This is a genomic window from Enterococcus sp. DIV1420a, from assembly GCF_051712165.1.
GTDB lineage: Bacteria > Bacillota > Bacilli > Lactobacillales > Enterococcaceae > Enterococcus > Enterococcus faecalis.
The window spans coordinates 25,565-40,132 of record NZ_JBIOOI010000002.1 but is presented as its reverse complement, the minus strand read 5'-3'; the positions used below and the strand labels follow the sequence as shown (position 1 = coordinate 40,132).

The following is a 14,568-nucleotide window of genomic DNA, read 5'->3' as shown; positions in this document are numbered from 1 at the left end:
TTTATTTACTTAAAAAATCAATTGCTGCTAAGAGGTACACTTTGGCACAATCAACTACTTGTTCTACTTGTACTTTTTCATTAAATCCATGAATGGTTGATAACTCGGCTGGGCCATATTGTAGAACAGGAATGTTATATTCTCTAAAATGACGAGCATCACTACAAGCCCACTGTAAAACACCATAAGCATCTTTTTTAGTCACTTCACAAATATTTGAAATCACTGCTTCGCAAACTGGATCCTCTGCTAAAGTATAATTCGCATTGCTTTTAACTCCTAAATCTTCAATAGTGTAAGTAATATCCAAGCTATCTAATTTTTCTTTGATAAATGCCATAACAGTACTTCTCTTAATACCAAAAGGAACTCGGCAATCTATTTCTACAACACAAGTATCTGCTACAACATTAGAACTTGTACCACCGTTTATTGTTCCAACATTACAAGTTACGGTTTCAAAAATCCCTGCCATTTCTGGGTTTTCTCTTTCGAGCAAGTAATCATTTGATTTTTGTAAAAGTGGTTTTAATTCTTCTGGAATATCTGGTTTTAATTCAGAAACTTTTTGAATTTCTTTAATAGCATTTAAAGCGTCTACAATAGCATTTTCCCCTACAAATGGCGCTAAACTACCATGAGCAGGTTCACCTTTAACTGTTAATTTGAAACTACAAGAACCTTTTTGTCCGATAGTTGGATGAAGAGCGTGAGATGGTTCTGCAATTAAACAACCATCACCTTTGACATGACCTTTTTCTAATAACCAAGGAACGCCAAAATCTCCACCAGTTTCTTCATCTGGAACAATAGCTAAAGTTAAGCCGCCCTTTAAGGGGAAGTTATGGCGTTTTAATAAAACCGTAGCAAATATTAATCCTGCTAAACCTGCCTTCATATCACTAGCTCCACGCCCTAATAAAAAACCATCCTTAACTTCTCCATAAAAAGGATCAAAATCCCATTGCGCTATGTCTCCAACAGGAACAGTATCTGAGTGACCACAATAAACTAATTGAGGACCTGAATTTTCTCCAACTTTTGCCACTAAATTAAAACGATGATGGTCTGGCTCGTACACAGTTGTGTCAATCTCATTTTCTTTCAAATAATTAATAATAAAGTCAGAAATTTCTTTAGTATCACCTTTTGGATTTTCACTTGGAATTTGCAACAAACGCGAAGTCAATTGAATTAATTCATCTCTGCTTTTTTCGACTAAATTAACTACATCTTTTTTTTTCATATTATCCCTCTTTCATACATTGATTTTTTACTATTTATTTCCAGGTATGGCAGATAATAGTTTTTTAGTGTACTCATGTTGAGGATGATTATATACTTCCTCTGCCTCACCAAATTCAATAACTTCACCTTGATACATTACAGCTATTTCATCACAAAAATAGCGAACAACATTTAAGTCATGAGAAATAAATAAATAAGTTAAGTTAAATTCTTCTTGTAAATCAATTAATAAATTAATCACTTGAGCTTGGATAGATACATCTAAAGCAGAAACTGGTTCATCACAGACAACCAATTCTGGATTTAACATTAATGCTCTAGCTATATTAATTCTCTGACACTGCCCACCAGAAAATTCATGAGCATATCTTGAGGCATATTCCGGTTGTAACCCTACCTTGACAAGCATTTCTAAAGCTTTTTTCTCTCGTTCTACTTTTGTTCCAATTTTATGAATATCAAGTGGTTCTGTTAATATTTGCAATATTTTCTTTTTAGGGTCAATTGAAGCGTAAGGATCCTGAAAAATCATTTGGATCTCTTTTCTTAAACCTTGTAATTCAGAAAATTTCAAACCTGTAATGCTACTTCCTTTATAAATCACATCACCTGAAGTAGGTTTAATGAGCTGAGTTATTGTCCTTGCAAATGTTGACTTACCACAACCTGATTCGCCAACTACCCCTAAAGTTTTACCCTTTTTAACTTGCAAAGAAACACCGTTAACTGCTTGTAAACTTTCGCCTTCGTTAAACAAACTTTTCTTTTTTAAAGTGTACGTTTTCATTACGTCTTTTGTTTCAAGTAAGATATCACTCATGAACTGCACCTCCATCATCAACTTCCTTAATTTCAAAATGCTTATAACAAGTACAGCGAACAAAATGATTTTCTTCAACTTCATGTAACTGCGGATTATCTTCATGAGCTTCTTTTCCTATCCAAGGAATTCGGTCCGCAAAACGACAGGTTCCTTGAGGAATATCCTTAATATTAGGAACATTTCCTTGAATAAAAGGTAATTTTCCACTGGCTTTATTTGATTTTGGAATTGATTTGATTAATAAACGTGTATAAGGATGAAGAGGATTATTAAAAATTTGTTTTGCTTCACCACTTTCAACTATCTGACCTGCATACATAATCACAATTCGATTAGCAATATCTGAAACAACTTCCAAATCATGGGAAATGAAAATAATACTTGTATTGATTTTCTCCTTTAATTCTTGCAATAATTTTAATATTTGAGCTTGAACTGTTACATCTAACGCTGTTGTTGGTTCATCTGCAATAATCAAATCAGGTTTTGAAGCTACCGCCATTGCTATCATGACTCTTTGCCTCATTCCTCCTGAAAATTCATGAGGATATTTATTCAATCGTTTATGAGGTTCTTTAATACCAACAATTTCAAGTAATTTGGCAGCCTCCTCTTTAGCTTCATTTTTACTCATCTTTTGATGAATACGAATCGCTTCAATTAATTGGTTTCCAATTGTATAAACAGGATTTAAACTAGTCATCGGGTCTTGAAAAATCATAGAAATTTGATTTCCTCTAATCTTTCTCATTTCTTTTTCTTTAAAGGGAACAATATCTTTATTATCAAAAAGTATTTCTCCATTAGAAATACTGGCATTAGGCGGTAGAAGTTTCATTAAAGAAGTGACCGACACACTTTTTCCAGAACCTGATTCACCAACAATAGCGAGAACTTCTCCTTTATCTAAAGAAAAAGACAACTGGTCGATAGCTCTAACTTGTTCTTTTCCAATTTTAAAATCTACTGATAAATCTTTTACTTCTAGTAATCGTTGATTCATTTTGAAGTCCTCCTTTTATTTTGATGTTGTATTTCTTGGATCTAGTGCATCTCGTAAACCATCTCCAAATAAATTAAGGCCTAAAACTGATAATAAAATACCCAGTCCTGAAATAATCGCTATATGTGGAGAAACAATTAAATAGTCTTTTCCTTCTTTTAAGATATTTCCCCAAGATGCTTGAGGTGGTTGAATTCCTAGTCCTAAAAAGCTAAGAGCAGCCTCTGAAATGATTGCCCCTGCTACATTCATTGTGGCATAAATAATAATTGGCGCTAAGGAGTTTGGGAGTATATGAGAAAACAAAATGCGACTATGTGTTGCACCTAAAGACTCTGTTACTTCTACATAATCTTCTTCTTTGACACTTAATACTTGTCCTCTAATCATTCGAGCAAATCCAGGTACATTTCCCACTGCAATAGCTACAATTACATTGCTTAAACCTGAGCCTAAAACTGTCATTAAAGTTATAGCTAATAAAATAAAGGGAAAAGCAAATAATGCATCCATTACTCGCATAATAACTGAATCAACAATACCACCATAATAACCAGCAACTAAACCTAGCAATATACCAATCGTTCCACCAATTGCAACAGCACCTATACCAACAACAAGGGAAATTCTAGCTCCGTAAAGCATACGCGAATAAATATCACGACCATAATTGTCAGTCCCTAAAAAATGCCCAGCCTCACCAGGAGATAAAAAGGCATTAGCTGTATCAATTTTATTTGGATCACTAGTTGCAAGTAGCGGAGCAAGTAGTGCAATAACAACGAAGAACAGAACAATGACTAAACCAACTAAAGCTAACTTATTTTGTGTAATCTTTTTAACAAATTTAAAAAAATCTTTTGATTTCATCATTTTTTAGTCCCTCCATTCTCTAAACTCACTCTTGGATTTACAACTTTATATAAAATATCAACTAATAGATTTATCAAAACATACATTAAAGCTAGAAAAAGAACCGTTCCTTGAACTACAATAAAATCTCTTTTATTAATAGCATCAACAATCAATCTCCCCATACCTGGCCAACTATAAATTGTTTCAGTTAAAACAGCTCCACTTAACATAGAAGATAACTGCATTCCTAAAACCGTTAATATAGGTGTTGCCGCATTCTTTAATCCGTGTTTCATCACAATAGAAAAACTTCCCACACCTTTTGCTCTAGCAGTTTTAATATAATTTTGATTTATAACTTCCAACATACTTGAACGAGTAATTCTTGAAAAATTAGCCATTGGAATAGTTGCAAGTGTTAAACTTGGTAATATCAAATGAGAAAAATAATCACAAAAACCATTCTTCATATTTCCCATACCAGTTGCAGGTAACCAACCTAACGTCACACTAAATAATAGTACTAACATTAACCCTAACCAAAAAACTGGTATAGATACACCAACTAAAGAAATAACAGTAAAGAAATAATCAAAAAAAGTATCTTTTTTAACAGCTGAAATGATGCCAGATGAAACACCTAAAACTAAAGCAATAATTAAGGACATAGCTGCCAGAATTAACGTATTAGGAAGCCTTTCAATAATTAACTCCATTACAGGTTTTCGGTAAGTGAATGAAGTTCCTAAATCAAAATGAAATAAGCCATTCATGTAATCCCAAAACTGACTAATTAAGGATTTATCTAATCCTAGAGATTCTCTAAGTTTTGCAACTTCTTCAACGCTTGCTTGAGGGCCTAACATGGTACTGGCAGGATCTCCTGGTATTAAGCGAGTTATAATAAAAACAATGACTATTACAAGTAATAAAGTTGGTATTACATCTAATAGTCGTCGTAGTGTATATCTAATCAAAATAGTTTCCTCCCCTAATTTAAGATAAAAAACGTCTTACCTTGACTGTAATTCAATAGATCAGCAGTCAAAATAAGACATTTTTAGTAGTTCTTATTGTTAATTTTAACGATCTAACCAAACATTAACTTCGTCATCAACTAAAATTACAGAACCATCTGATCGTACTTTATAGTCTTTAACTTCATTACTTAGGCCAACAACAATGTCTTGATCGTATAAATCAACATGAGGTACATCGTTTTTAATTAACTCTAAGGCTTCTTCATAAATTTCTGCTCGTTTGCTTTCATCAGCTGTCTCTGAATTTGCACGGTCTAATAACTCATCTACTTTTTCATTTTTATATTGACCACCATTTCCTAAAGAACCAATTTGTGCTGAATGTAGCATTTGGTATAGGTAGAAATCTGGATCTGGATACCAACTCCACCCCATAATATAAAGTGGCGCTTTACCATTTGAAACAATATCACTAAACGTTCCCCACTCAACTGATTTAATTTCTACATCAATGTTTAATTGTTTCATTTGAGCTTGGAAAATTGTTGCAACAGGAACACGTGCTTCTGATGTATAAAGTTCAATTTTGAATCCATCTTTAAATCCTGCATCTGCTAAAAGTTTTTTACTTTCTTCAACATTTGGTGAAAACTCTTTTTTCATTTCATCCTCGATTTTTTTACTATAACCCCAAGACGCTTTTGGTAGTGGCATATAAGCTGCAGATGCTTCACCGTATTGATAGATACCATTAACTAACTCTTCTTTATCAACTGCTAAAGCCATTGCTTTTCTAACATTAACATCAGCTGTTGGTCCTTCCTTTGTATTAAAAGCAAGATAACCAATAGATAATCCTTGAATTTGTTGTAAATCTAATTTGTTATTTTTCTTCACTAAAGGAATATTTTGACCAGTAATTTGAGTAGCAATATCAATATCACCAGCTTGTAATGAATTTCCCATCATATTCGAGTCAATGATAAAACTAAATTTAACACTATCAAGATTCGGTTTTTTACCCCAATATTTTTCATGTCGTTCTGTTAAAACAAAGTCATCAGTTGACCATTCAACAAATTTAAAAGGTCCTGTACCAACTGGATTTCTAGCAAAATCGTCTCCCCAACCCTCAACTTCCTCTTTAGGAACAATTGCATTTCCCATATCTGTTAACATAGCCAAAAATCCTGCATAAGGTTTTTCAAGTTCGATTGTTAATTCTGTCTCGCTTTTAACATCTACATTTTTTACATATCTTAAACGATTCAATGCAGATTTGTTTAATGAACGCTCTAATGAATATTTAACGTCGTTAGCTACCATTTTTCTTCCATCTTGATATTTACCAGCTTGGAAGTAAACATCATCTCTTAACGTAAATGTATAACTTTTTAAGTCATCTGATATTTCCCATTTTGTGGCAATAGAAGGTTTGAATTCTTTAATCTCTGAATCATATACAACTAAAGAGTTAAAAATGCTGCGCATTATATTTGATTCATATTGCGCTGTATACGTTGTCGGATCTAAGGATGCTATATTTGCAGATAAAGCTACCTTTAACTCTCCACCAGATTTTTCATCTCCGCTGTTCTTACTACCAGAGTCAGTTGCAGATTTATTACCACCACATCCAACTAATAAAAAAAATAAACTAACAATTCCAATCATTTTCCATGCACTTTTTATCATATTAACATTAACCTCCATCTAGACTCGCTCCGCGACTCGAGTCAAATAGTAATGAAAACTGATGCGGATTTCAGTTTATAATATAGTTAGGAGAAGCATACTACAAAGCACGGTGGGGTGAGTTGTAGGGAACCTCAGGTTTAAACCAGTATATTAACAAGTGTAAGGCTGAGATTTTCAAGTACAAATGAGTGGCACATAAAGTCCGCACACTAATCATTGTTTTAACAAATCCTGTTAAATGTTATCCTGGCCAGTCACTGTCTCTCCGTTATATTTTAGTTAGAGAGGAGCGAAGAATCATGAAAGTTGTTTATCCTGTTTGTTGTGGGATTGATGTGCACAAAAGCTTTTTAATTGCTACCATCATCACAACTAACATCACAACTAAATCTGGCAAATTAATGCCTCATTATCAGAAAAAACGATTTTCAACGTTTAACAACCAAATTCTGGCATTGAAAGACTGGCTGTTATCGAACAATTGCTACAATGTTTGTATGGGAAATATTGGCAAGTATTGGGTTCCTGTTTCCAATTTACTTGAGGACGTGATTCATGTCACGATTACGAACCCAAATGGATTCGTGCAGTAAAAGGAAACAAAGACGATAAGAAAGATTCAAAATGGATTGCTGAACTTTTCCGTATGGGTTTGGTAATAGGAGGCTTCATTCCTACCAAAGATATTCGCGTGTTAATTGAATTTACTCGGTATCGCACACATTTAGTTAGTCAACGCTCTAGCGAAAAGAATTGTCTTTAAAACGCTTTTACCGTCGGTAATGTTGCCATGGACTCTGTTGTTTCTGATATGTTTGGCGTTAGCTCCAAAAAAGTCCGTGACTATTTAATCTCTATCAAAAACTTTGATCCGGATCATATCCATTCTTTGCTTCATTCTTGCATGAAGCAAAGAATGGATATGATCTCCTAGAATCAATCGAAGGGTACAGTTTTACAAATGAATAAATCCTGCGTATTCAAATTATCGAGGAACATGTCACTTACTTGAACCATTAGATTGAATTCATTGACTATCTATTGAATAAGGTGATAAAATCGTATGAGCCAGACATCCAATTACTTCAAACAATTTCAGGAGTGAAACGGCAATCGGCGATTCAAACTATTTCTGAAATTACCGTGGGTATGGCTCAGTTTCCCAACGCTAAAAAATCTATGCTCTTGGGCTGGGCTTGCACCTAGTAGTAATGAGTCAGCTGGCAGTAAAAAATCAGTTCGTATTTCTCATGCGAGTGTTTTACGTGTCTGCGTTTTATCCAAACACTATTTTTGATTAGAAATATTAAATTTAGATTAGAATCACAAACTTCTAGATTTTATTGTTATTTAAAGATTCAAGGGATAGTTAATCAATATTAATGATAAACCGTTAAATAAAGATTTCATTAGATAAAAACTTTATTTTCTAATAATTTACCACTTTTCTTAATAATTGTAAAGAGAATTTTTTATTTAGAATTAAAAAATGAGTGATGCTTATTTGATTTAACTATGCTACTAAAAATGGGTTTTCGTTTTTTAAATTTTTTCAAATTAATTCTACCCGTGGTGCTAGTTGATTTTAGAAACGACCTAAAGAGTATTTTAGCTTGTTGCCATAGCGTTATTGTGCTTTAGAAAGCATTAAACAATAGACTAGTAAAATGCTTTCTAATCGACTTTCAAATCCTAATAATGATCTGCTTTTAAAATTTTGAATCCCTAAATTTTCCCAACTCGAAAAGACTGTTTCAATCACCTTACGGTGTTCTGCTAATAATGAATCGTCAATTTTATCGCTGTTTTTTGCATTTTTCTTGAGTGGAGTGTATAGCTAAATCCCTTTATTTAACAGTCTTTCTTACATGTTTGAGCTAATGTAGCCCTTGTCGACCAATAATTTCTCAATCGGACATTCAAAAGAAAGTTTTTCAGCCATATTCACATCGTGAATGGAAGCTTTAGTTACCGTATAAATTAAAGGAAAACCAGTTTTTGTAACCATGGAACTAATCTTCAACCCATAAAAGTGTAGCTTTTTAGTTGAGTTATAGCCAATATCAGCTACTTCAGATAAAACTTTGGCTCTTCTATTTCTTACAGATTTACAGAGAGGACTAGGAAAGCTGTCAATAATGACAAAAAGATGATCTCTAGGATTCGCATGTTCAATGACGAAACGATACCGAATGATTTTAATGGCTATCACAAGATTGACACATAATCGGGTGAATCTTGATCGCTCAGGAAAATTTTCTAATAATAAAATGCTCCGTACGGAGCGATAGATTGATCTTTGAGTGGTTAAACCATTCATCATTCCCCATATTATATAAGCAATGATGGTGTTGTCTGGTTGTTAATAAATTAACGTTCTTTCGATTTTTTATTTGCCCAGGAACGTATCTACTGTATAGTGATTGAATGATTTCCAGAATTTCAGAAAACATTAGTTGAGTATTTGTGTAGATTTCGATATATTTAGGTTGACTTTGCATAGAATATTCACTCATTTCGTCGTTGTTTTGAGCTTATTCTATCGCAAAGTTTTTTATTTCACCCAGTTTTAAATCAACCAGCACCACGGGTATTATATTATTTTACAATTAAATAATATAATAATTCGAAAGCGATTTTTTATCATTTAAATAAAAAAATATAGAAAGTTGGAAAACAGCATGAATAATACAAAAGGGTTAACTGTTCAAGAAATGCAATAAGTAAATGTTGGAGGATTTGGAACGTGTGTATTAGGAGCGGAACTTGCTTATATGGGTGAAAATGGTTATTTTTCAAAACGTTATACCGTTAGAAATAATAGCTAATAATATTAAATAAAAAAATCATTATATCTTTGGTTTGAATACGTAGGAATGAACAACATAATTAAAAGCATTGCATTTGTAAACAAAGAATATTTATACATAAGAATTCCTCTATCTTTTTATAACTATTGAAATAGTTATAATTTTTTTCGTTAATATTATTCATATCACCAATTTTTCTTATAAATTATAATTTTGTATGCTTTCGAAAAAAATATGATTTTAATACTATTTTTTTATTTTTTATTTTCAATAAAAGGATTAAGATATAATATATTCTTACTTAATTAAATACTATAATTTTACTAAGCTGTCATTTTCTTTTAGAGTAGTAAATACATGAAAAACTATTCCAAACTTATATTTTACCCGATGTGCTAGTTAAATTTAAAAATGAAAAAATCTAGAAAACACAGAAAACTTTGCATAAAATTAATTCAAAACCAATAAAGAAATGAGTGTTAATTCCATCTTTGTATGAACAATATATCCCTAATTCAGTCAAAACAGACGGAATATCGATCGGCAAATCCAACCGGATTGTGTGATTATATCAGCGATTATCTGGGCTTGCATGTTAGGTTTTACGGATCAAATGAATCAATATAAAGCGATCAAACTTTTTCAGGATCAATTCCCCGAACGATCCAGATACTCATGTATCTGTGCAAATCTGAAAGACGTAATTAAAATGATTCGTTGTGGTTATGTCCAAGAACTGCACCAAAACTGTCCGTTCTCCGTGATTGATAGTATGCCGATTCCTTTATGTGCAACAATTAGAAACCGACGTGCAAAATTATTTACTGGGACAGCAGATATTGGATTTAATGCTACGAAACAGCTGTTTTACTATGGTTTAAAGCTTAGTGTATCCGTTAATCATAAAGGGTTCCCGACTGGATACGTTGTTCCATCTGCATCCATTCACGATATTAATGTGGCTCCGGAATTGGTTGATCAAGCACCTACGCCACAAGTTTTATCTGACAAAGGCTACGTGAGTCAAGAGTTAAAGCGCTATTTTTCTGAGCGTGGCATTGACTTTTGGACACCCAGAAAAAGCAATTCAAAACAACCAAAGGTTGTAAACGAGTACCTTCTAAAAAGACTTAGAAAACGGATAGAAACCGTGTTTTCGAGCTTTTATATCTTGCTTGGAAAAGTCAAAAATCGTTCTCTTGCAGGTTTTGAATCGAAACTAGAGGTTGTGTTATTAACCTACAGTTTTATGTTGGAACTTGTTCAGAGATTCGAAGTCAACTCACTAAGATATTCTTTGGGGCAATTCTAAATTTAACTAGCACATCGGGTTATATTTTATAAAATGTCTTTAATTTTTGGTGGCTCTAAATTTGTATAAAATTTGGATTACTTTTTTAAACAACATTTTAAATGAACAACTAATTAACATAACAGCTATTAATATAAGTAGCCCCTCTATAATTTGATAGAGGGGCACTCTTTGTGATTTTAAATTGGTCTACCTCTTATCTACCTTGGAAATGTCGTCATATAAGCATTCTAATCGCGTGCTTCTTTTTGAATTTTAATAGTTGATTGAATGCGCCCACTGTTATTTATTTAATAATCCTGTAGATAAAAAAATTATTCTATTTGATTTGTAAAATTAAACTAGACAATTGTTTCTCATTTATGTAACTCAAAAATATTTCTAATGGTGTTCGGTAATTTAAAGATTTCCTTGGTAGGTGATTTCTTTTGGAGGCGACAGCCGAAACAAACGCTTGGTCAACTTGGTTGAAATCCATTGTTTTAGGCAGTCCGTCTTTACGTAATAGGCCATTAGAATGCTCATTTAACCCTCGTTGTGAGGGTGCCCCTGGATCCGCAAAATAGATGGAAATATCAGTGGCGTTACTCATGTTTTTCCAGTTTGAGAATTCTTTTCCACAATCAAAGGTAATGGATTTGAACAAGTTTTTGGGAATCTTTTGTAGCCAATCAATTGTCGCTTTTTCAATATCTCGTGCTTTCCTGTCTTCGGGTTTTAATGTAATAATCACTTTTGAAAGGCGTTCAACTAGAGTGAGTATGGCACTTTTATGATGAACGCCAACAATTGTGTCACCTTCTAAATGCCCAAATTCCTGTTGGAATTCAGGGTAGTCAGTGGATCGTTCTGAAATATTGCGTTTAGCTGCTTGCTTTCCGCGACGTTCTTTATGCCCGTTGGGCTTTCGTTTCCCTTTCGTTGGTAGGATTGAGCAATCAAATTGATTGGCTTTAAACTGACGATAAAGTGTTCTAACAGAGCATGAAATAGGAAACTCAGCTCGACCAATAATCACATCAGATGTCCATCCCTGAGCCACCATGGTTTGAATGTAATCATGCTGTTCTGTAGGCAAATGAATGGGGTATCGACCACAACGCGTTTTATTTTCTTTATACTGTTGGTAATAGTCACGGATAGATTTTCCTTGTTTCAGAAAGTTGTAAACATTGTAGATTGTCTGTCTAGAACGATTTAAAGTCTTAGAGACCATCGTAACAGGTTGGCTCATATTAAAATAAGGTTCTATCATCACGAGTTCATTTGGTGTAAGATGAGTATAGGTCATTTGTCTTCACTCCTTATAATTCTTTGGTCGGAACTATTTTGAGTGTAGCATAAATGACTTATTTAGTTGTCTAGCTTAATTTTACTATCGGCTCTATTTAAAAAAATACTTCTGCAAGAAAATAGTTTCTAGCGAATAACTATAACAACGAAATGTTTTTTAAATGAATCAATCAACTGCTCTCATCTCTTCCATAACTGCCACCATTTTATTTCTGATACGTGTTCAACTTTATCAGAAGTTGGTTGTACAGAAGAATTTTTTCATTTTCCTGATTCTCTAACGTAAATGATAATTGTTCTTGGAGCTGTTCAATTTGTTTATTAGCAATGTATTGTTATTTAATGTAAATTTAGCTTTTTACCGTTTAACCAGCCGATAAGTTTATTCCTTTTTTGTTTTGCAGGGTAAGTATCATATCCGAATCGCGTTAAACACCCCTAATTTCGCTTTTGAGGCATTTAAAAATGTATTTCGATGAAAAATGCGTCTTATAAATGAGGTTATAGGGTAATTAGAGCATGTAGTTGAATTTGAACTTCCAATTAGAGCATATTACACTAGTTTTGCGACAATGTTAGTTTTTTAGTCCAAATTAAAAAAACTAACATTGTCAGCCCTACAATGTAGTGCGCCCCCAAAGTTAGACCAAAAAATCTAACTTTGGAGGCGTATTTAAATTGGCAAAATACGATTATGCATTCAAGAAAAAAGTAGTAGAAGCTTACCAAAATGGCGCAGGAGGTTATCGAATACTAGCGAATCAATTTGATATTGCTTCACTTTCGACTGTTCGTAAATGGGTTAAAACAGTCGAGAAATTTGGATTTAACGCACTTCATCGAAGAGTAAATTACCAACATTACTCTTCCAAATTCAAGCGGGATGTCATACACTATTATTTAACGAGTGGTGACTCTTATCTGACTGTCGCATTGAAATATGGTCTGCCAAACGATACCTTAGTCTTGGCTTGGCACCAGAAATTTCTAGAAACAGGCATAGAAGGGCTTTCACCAAAACAGAAAGGAAGACCTTCTATGTCAAAGAAAAAGAAACCCGTTCAGGTGAAAAAAACACGAACACGTGAACAAGAATTAGAACATGAAAATGAACTATTGCGAGCGGAACTAGCCTTCATAAAAAAGCTCCGCGCTTTAGGAATGAATATCCCGGAACGACTCAAGAACGAGATGCCCGAATCATCCACGAACTCCGAAAAAAATTCCGATTAACAATCTTACTGGAAGCAACCAAATTTCCTAAAGCGACGTATATGTATTGGCAAAAGCGATTTGAGCGAAAAAATCCCAATCAAAAATTAGAAGCCCTGATTAAGAAAATTTTTGACGAAAACAAAGGAAACTATGGCTATCGCCGTATTCAATTAGCTTTAAAAGAACAAGGATTGAACGTAAACCAGAAAAAAATTCGTCGTCTTATGCGTAAACTTGGCCTAAAAGGGACAAAATTTATTCGTAAATCAAGAAAATATAATTCCTACAAAGGAACCGTTGGCTATGGCGAAAAAAACCGTCTACATCGTCGTTTCTACACTTCAGTACCCCATCAAAAGCTAACAACAGATACCTCTGAATTTAAGTATTATGAACGTGATCAAAGTGGAAAGATTCAAATAAAAAAACTCTATTTAGATCCTTTTCTTGATTTATTTAATGGTGAAATCTTGTCTTACCGTATTTCTAAACAGCCGAATGCCAAAGCAATTCTTGAGGCACAAAAAGAAGCCATTGATAAAACGCAAGATTGTCCATATCGGCGCACTTTTCATTCTGACCAAGGTTGGGGGTACCAAATGAAGCAGTACAAAAAGCAATTAACCAGTCACCAGATCTTTCAAAGTATGTCTCGAAAAGGCAATTGTTTTGATAATTCTCCTATGGAGAATTTCTTTGGTTTACTAAAACAAGAAACCTACCATGGCATTATTTATTCTAGTTTCGAAGAACTAGAACAAGCAATTGAGGAATGGATTGATTATTATAATCATCAACGAATAAAGACAAAACTAGGGTGCAGTCCCGTTCAATTCCGTAAACGGTTCGTCGCATAAAAATACCGACCAGATTTCTCCAGTCGGTATTCGGTCTAACTTTCGGGTCTCACTACACAACTCTGGAAACAGGGCTGGCTTTTTTATAAACACTATATGGTACTTATAATTCCATTGAATGTATAATAAACTTTTGTCGTAATTTGATGATACAGATGAACTCCTTTCGATAAAATGAGCGGTTGGTAGCCTCTTATTAGTATATCGAAAGGAGTTTTTAACGCTAGAGCTATTTCGTCCACGCCCAGAAACGCGCGTTTTTCTTGTTTCTCTTACTGGCGCGAGCAAAACTAACTGAAGTCATCAACAAAAAATCTGAGACAGAATAGTGTTCATTCTGTCTCAGATTTGATTTTACACAACTCATCAGTCTTTATTGACAAGTAGCCGATTTAATTTCTTAATTGCGGATGCTTTTAATTAGCCATCTACATCATAGTTCTATAAACAAATAACTTGTGTTTAATTTTTTTC

At 33.6% G+C, this 14,568-nt stretch carries 12 protein-coding genes and 1 pseudogene; 5 read left to right on the top strand and 8 right to left on the bottom strand.

Going from position 1 to position 14,568, the window contains the following annotated elements:
• Window position 1: 1 nt before the first annotated feature.
• From IGI80_RS11220 to IGI80_RS11195, 6 genes are all read right to left on the bottom strand, one after another.
• A complete protein-coding gene (locus IGI80_RS11220) occupies window positions 2-1,246 on the bottom strand; it encodes a M20 family metallopeptidase (RefSeq protein WP_438723490.1) in 1,245 nt (414 codons plus the stop codon).
• A gap of 30 nt (window positions 1,247-1,276) precedes the next feature.
• Window positions 1,277-2,068: an ABC transporter ATP-binding protein gene (locus IGI80_RS11215; protein WP_438723488.1), complete on the bottom strand. Its 792-nt coding sequence runs from the start codon at window positions 2,066-2,068 to the stop codon at window positions 1,277-1,279.
• Window positions 2,061-3,074: an ABC transporter ATP-binding protein gene (locus tag IGI80_RS11210; RefSeq protein WP_438723486.1), complete on the bottom strand. Its 1,014-nt coding sequence runs from the start codon at window positions 3,072-3,074 to the stop codon at window positions 2,061-2,063. The genes IGI80_RS11215 and IGI80_RS11210 overlap by 8 nt, the downstream gene beginning before the upstream one ends.
• Window positions 3,075-3,089: 15 nt before the next feature.
• On the bottom strand, window positions 3,090-3,947 hold the full coding sequence (locus tag IGI80_RS11205) for an ABC transporter permease (RefSeq protein ID WP_438723485.1): 858 nt from the start codon (window positions 3,945-3,947) through the stop codon (window positions 3,090-3,092).
• On the bottom strand, window positions 3,944-4,906 hold the full coding sequence (locus tag IGI80_RS11200) for an ABC transporter permease (protein ID WP_438723483.1): 963 nt from the start codon (window positions 4,904-4,906) through the stop codon (window positions 3,944-3,946). The genes IGI80_RS11205 and IGI80_RS11200 overlap by 4 nt, the downstream gene beginning before the upstream one ends.
• A 105-nt stretch (window positions 4,907-5,011) precedes the next feature.
• Entirely contained in the window at window positions 5,012-6,622 is a 1,611-nt protein-coding gene (locus IGI80_RS11195; RefSeq protein ID WP_438723481.1) for an ABC transporter substrate-binding protein, read from the bottom strand.
• 284 nt (window positions 6,623-6,906) lie between these two features.
• Here IGI80_RS11195 and IGI80_RS11190 point away from each other — a divergent pair, with 284 nt between their 5' ends.
• From IGI80_RS11190 to IGI80_RS11180, 3 genes are all read left to right on the top strand, one after another.
• Window positions 6,907-7,200, top strand: coding sequence for a hypothetical protein (locus IGI80_RS11190; RefSeq protein WP_438723480.1), 294 nt, complete (start codon window positions 6,907-6,909; stop codon window positions 7,198-7,200).
• A gap of 53 nt (window positions 7,201-7,253) precedes the next feature.
• Window positions 7,254-7,370, top strand: a complete 117-nt coding sequence (locus IGI80_RS11185) for a hypothetical protein (RefSeq protein ID WP_438723479.1) — start codon at window positions 7,254-7,256, stop codon at window positions 7,368-7,370.
• A gap of 369 nt (window positions 7,371-7,739) precedes the next feature.
• On the top strand, window positions 7,740-7,904 hold the full coding sequence (locus IGI80_RS11180) for a transposase (RefSeq protein ID WP_438724243.1): 165 nt from the start codon (window positions 7,740-7,742) through the stop codon (window positions 7,902-7,904).
• 330 nt (window positions 7,905-8,234) lie between these two features.
• Here IGI80_RS11180 and IGI80_RS11175 read toward each other — a convergent pair.
• Window positions 8,235-9,108 (bottom strand): annotated as a pseudogene (locus IGI80_RS11175) (IS982 family transposase).
• An 871-nt stretch (window positions 9,109-9,979) separates the two neighbouring features.
• Between IGI80_RS11175 and IGI80_RS11170 the strand changes: the two are divergent.
• Window positions 9,980-10,729, top strand: coding sequence for an IS982 family transposase (locus IGI80_RS11170; protein WP_438723477.1), 750 nt, complete (start codon window positions 9,980-9,982; stop codon window positions 10,727-10,729).
• A gap of 319 nt (window positions 10,730-11,048) precedes the next feature.
• Here IGI80_RS11170 and IGI80_RS11165 read toward each other — a convergent pair whose 3' ends face one another.
• Entirely contained in the window at window positions 11,049-12,020 is a 972-nt protein-coding gene (locus IGI80_RS11165) for an IS30 family transposase (RefSeq protein ID WP_438723476.1), read from the bottom strand.
• Between the two features lie 680 nt (window positions 12,021-12,700).
• Here IGI80_RS11165 and IGI80_RS11160 point away from each other — a divergent pair.
• Window positions 12,701-14,094 (top strand): IS3 family transposase gene (locus IGI80_RS11160; RefSeq protein WP_251846742.1). Its coding sequence is split into 2 segments (ribosomal slippage): window positions 12,701-13,241 and window positions 13,241-14,094, totalling 1,395 coding nucleotides; the frame shifts between segments, so codons are not numbered across the junction.
• Window positions 14,095-14,568: the final 474 nt, after the last annotated feature.

Excerpts from the sequence above, each read along its gene's own strand:
- IGI80_RS11195 (WP_438723481.1), bottom strand. The coding sequence starts at position 6,622 with ATGGAGGTTAATGTTAATATGATAAAAAGTGCATGGAAAATGATTGGA.
- IGI80_RS11205 (WP_438723485.1), bottom strand. The coding sequence starts at position 3,947 with ATGATGAAATCAAAAGATTTTTTTAAATTTGTTAAAAAGATTACACAA.
- IGI80_RS11190 (WP_438723480.1), top strand. The coding sequence starts at position 6,907 with ATGAAAGTTGTTTATCCTGTTTGTTGTGGGATTGATGTGCACAAAAGC.
- IGI80_RS11165 (WP_438723476.1), bottom strand. The coding sequence starts at position 12,020 with ATGACCTATACTCATCTTACACCAAATGAACTCGTGATGATAGAACCT.
- IGI80_RS11215 (WP_438723488.1), bottom strand. The coding sequence starts at position 2,068 with ATGAGTGATATCTTACTTGAAACAAAAGACGTAATGAAAACGTACACT.
- IGI80_RS11210 (WP_438723486.1), bottom strand. The coding sequence starts at position 3,074 with ATGAATCAACGATTACTAGAAGTAAAAGATTTATCAGTAGATTTTAAA.
- IGI80_RS11220 (WP_438723490.1), bottom strand. The coding sequence starts at position 1,246 with ATGAAAAAAAAAGATGTAGTTAATTTAGTCGAAAAAAGCAGAGATGAA.
- IGI80_RS11185 (WP_438723479.1), top strand. The coding sequence starts at position 7,254 with ATGGGTTTGGTAATAGGAGGCTTCATTCCTACCAAAGATATTCGCGTG.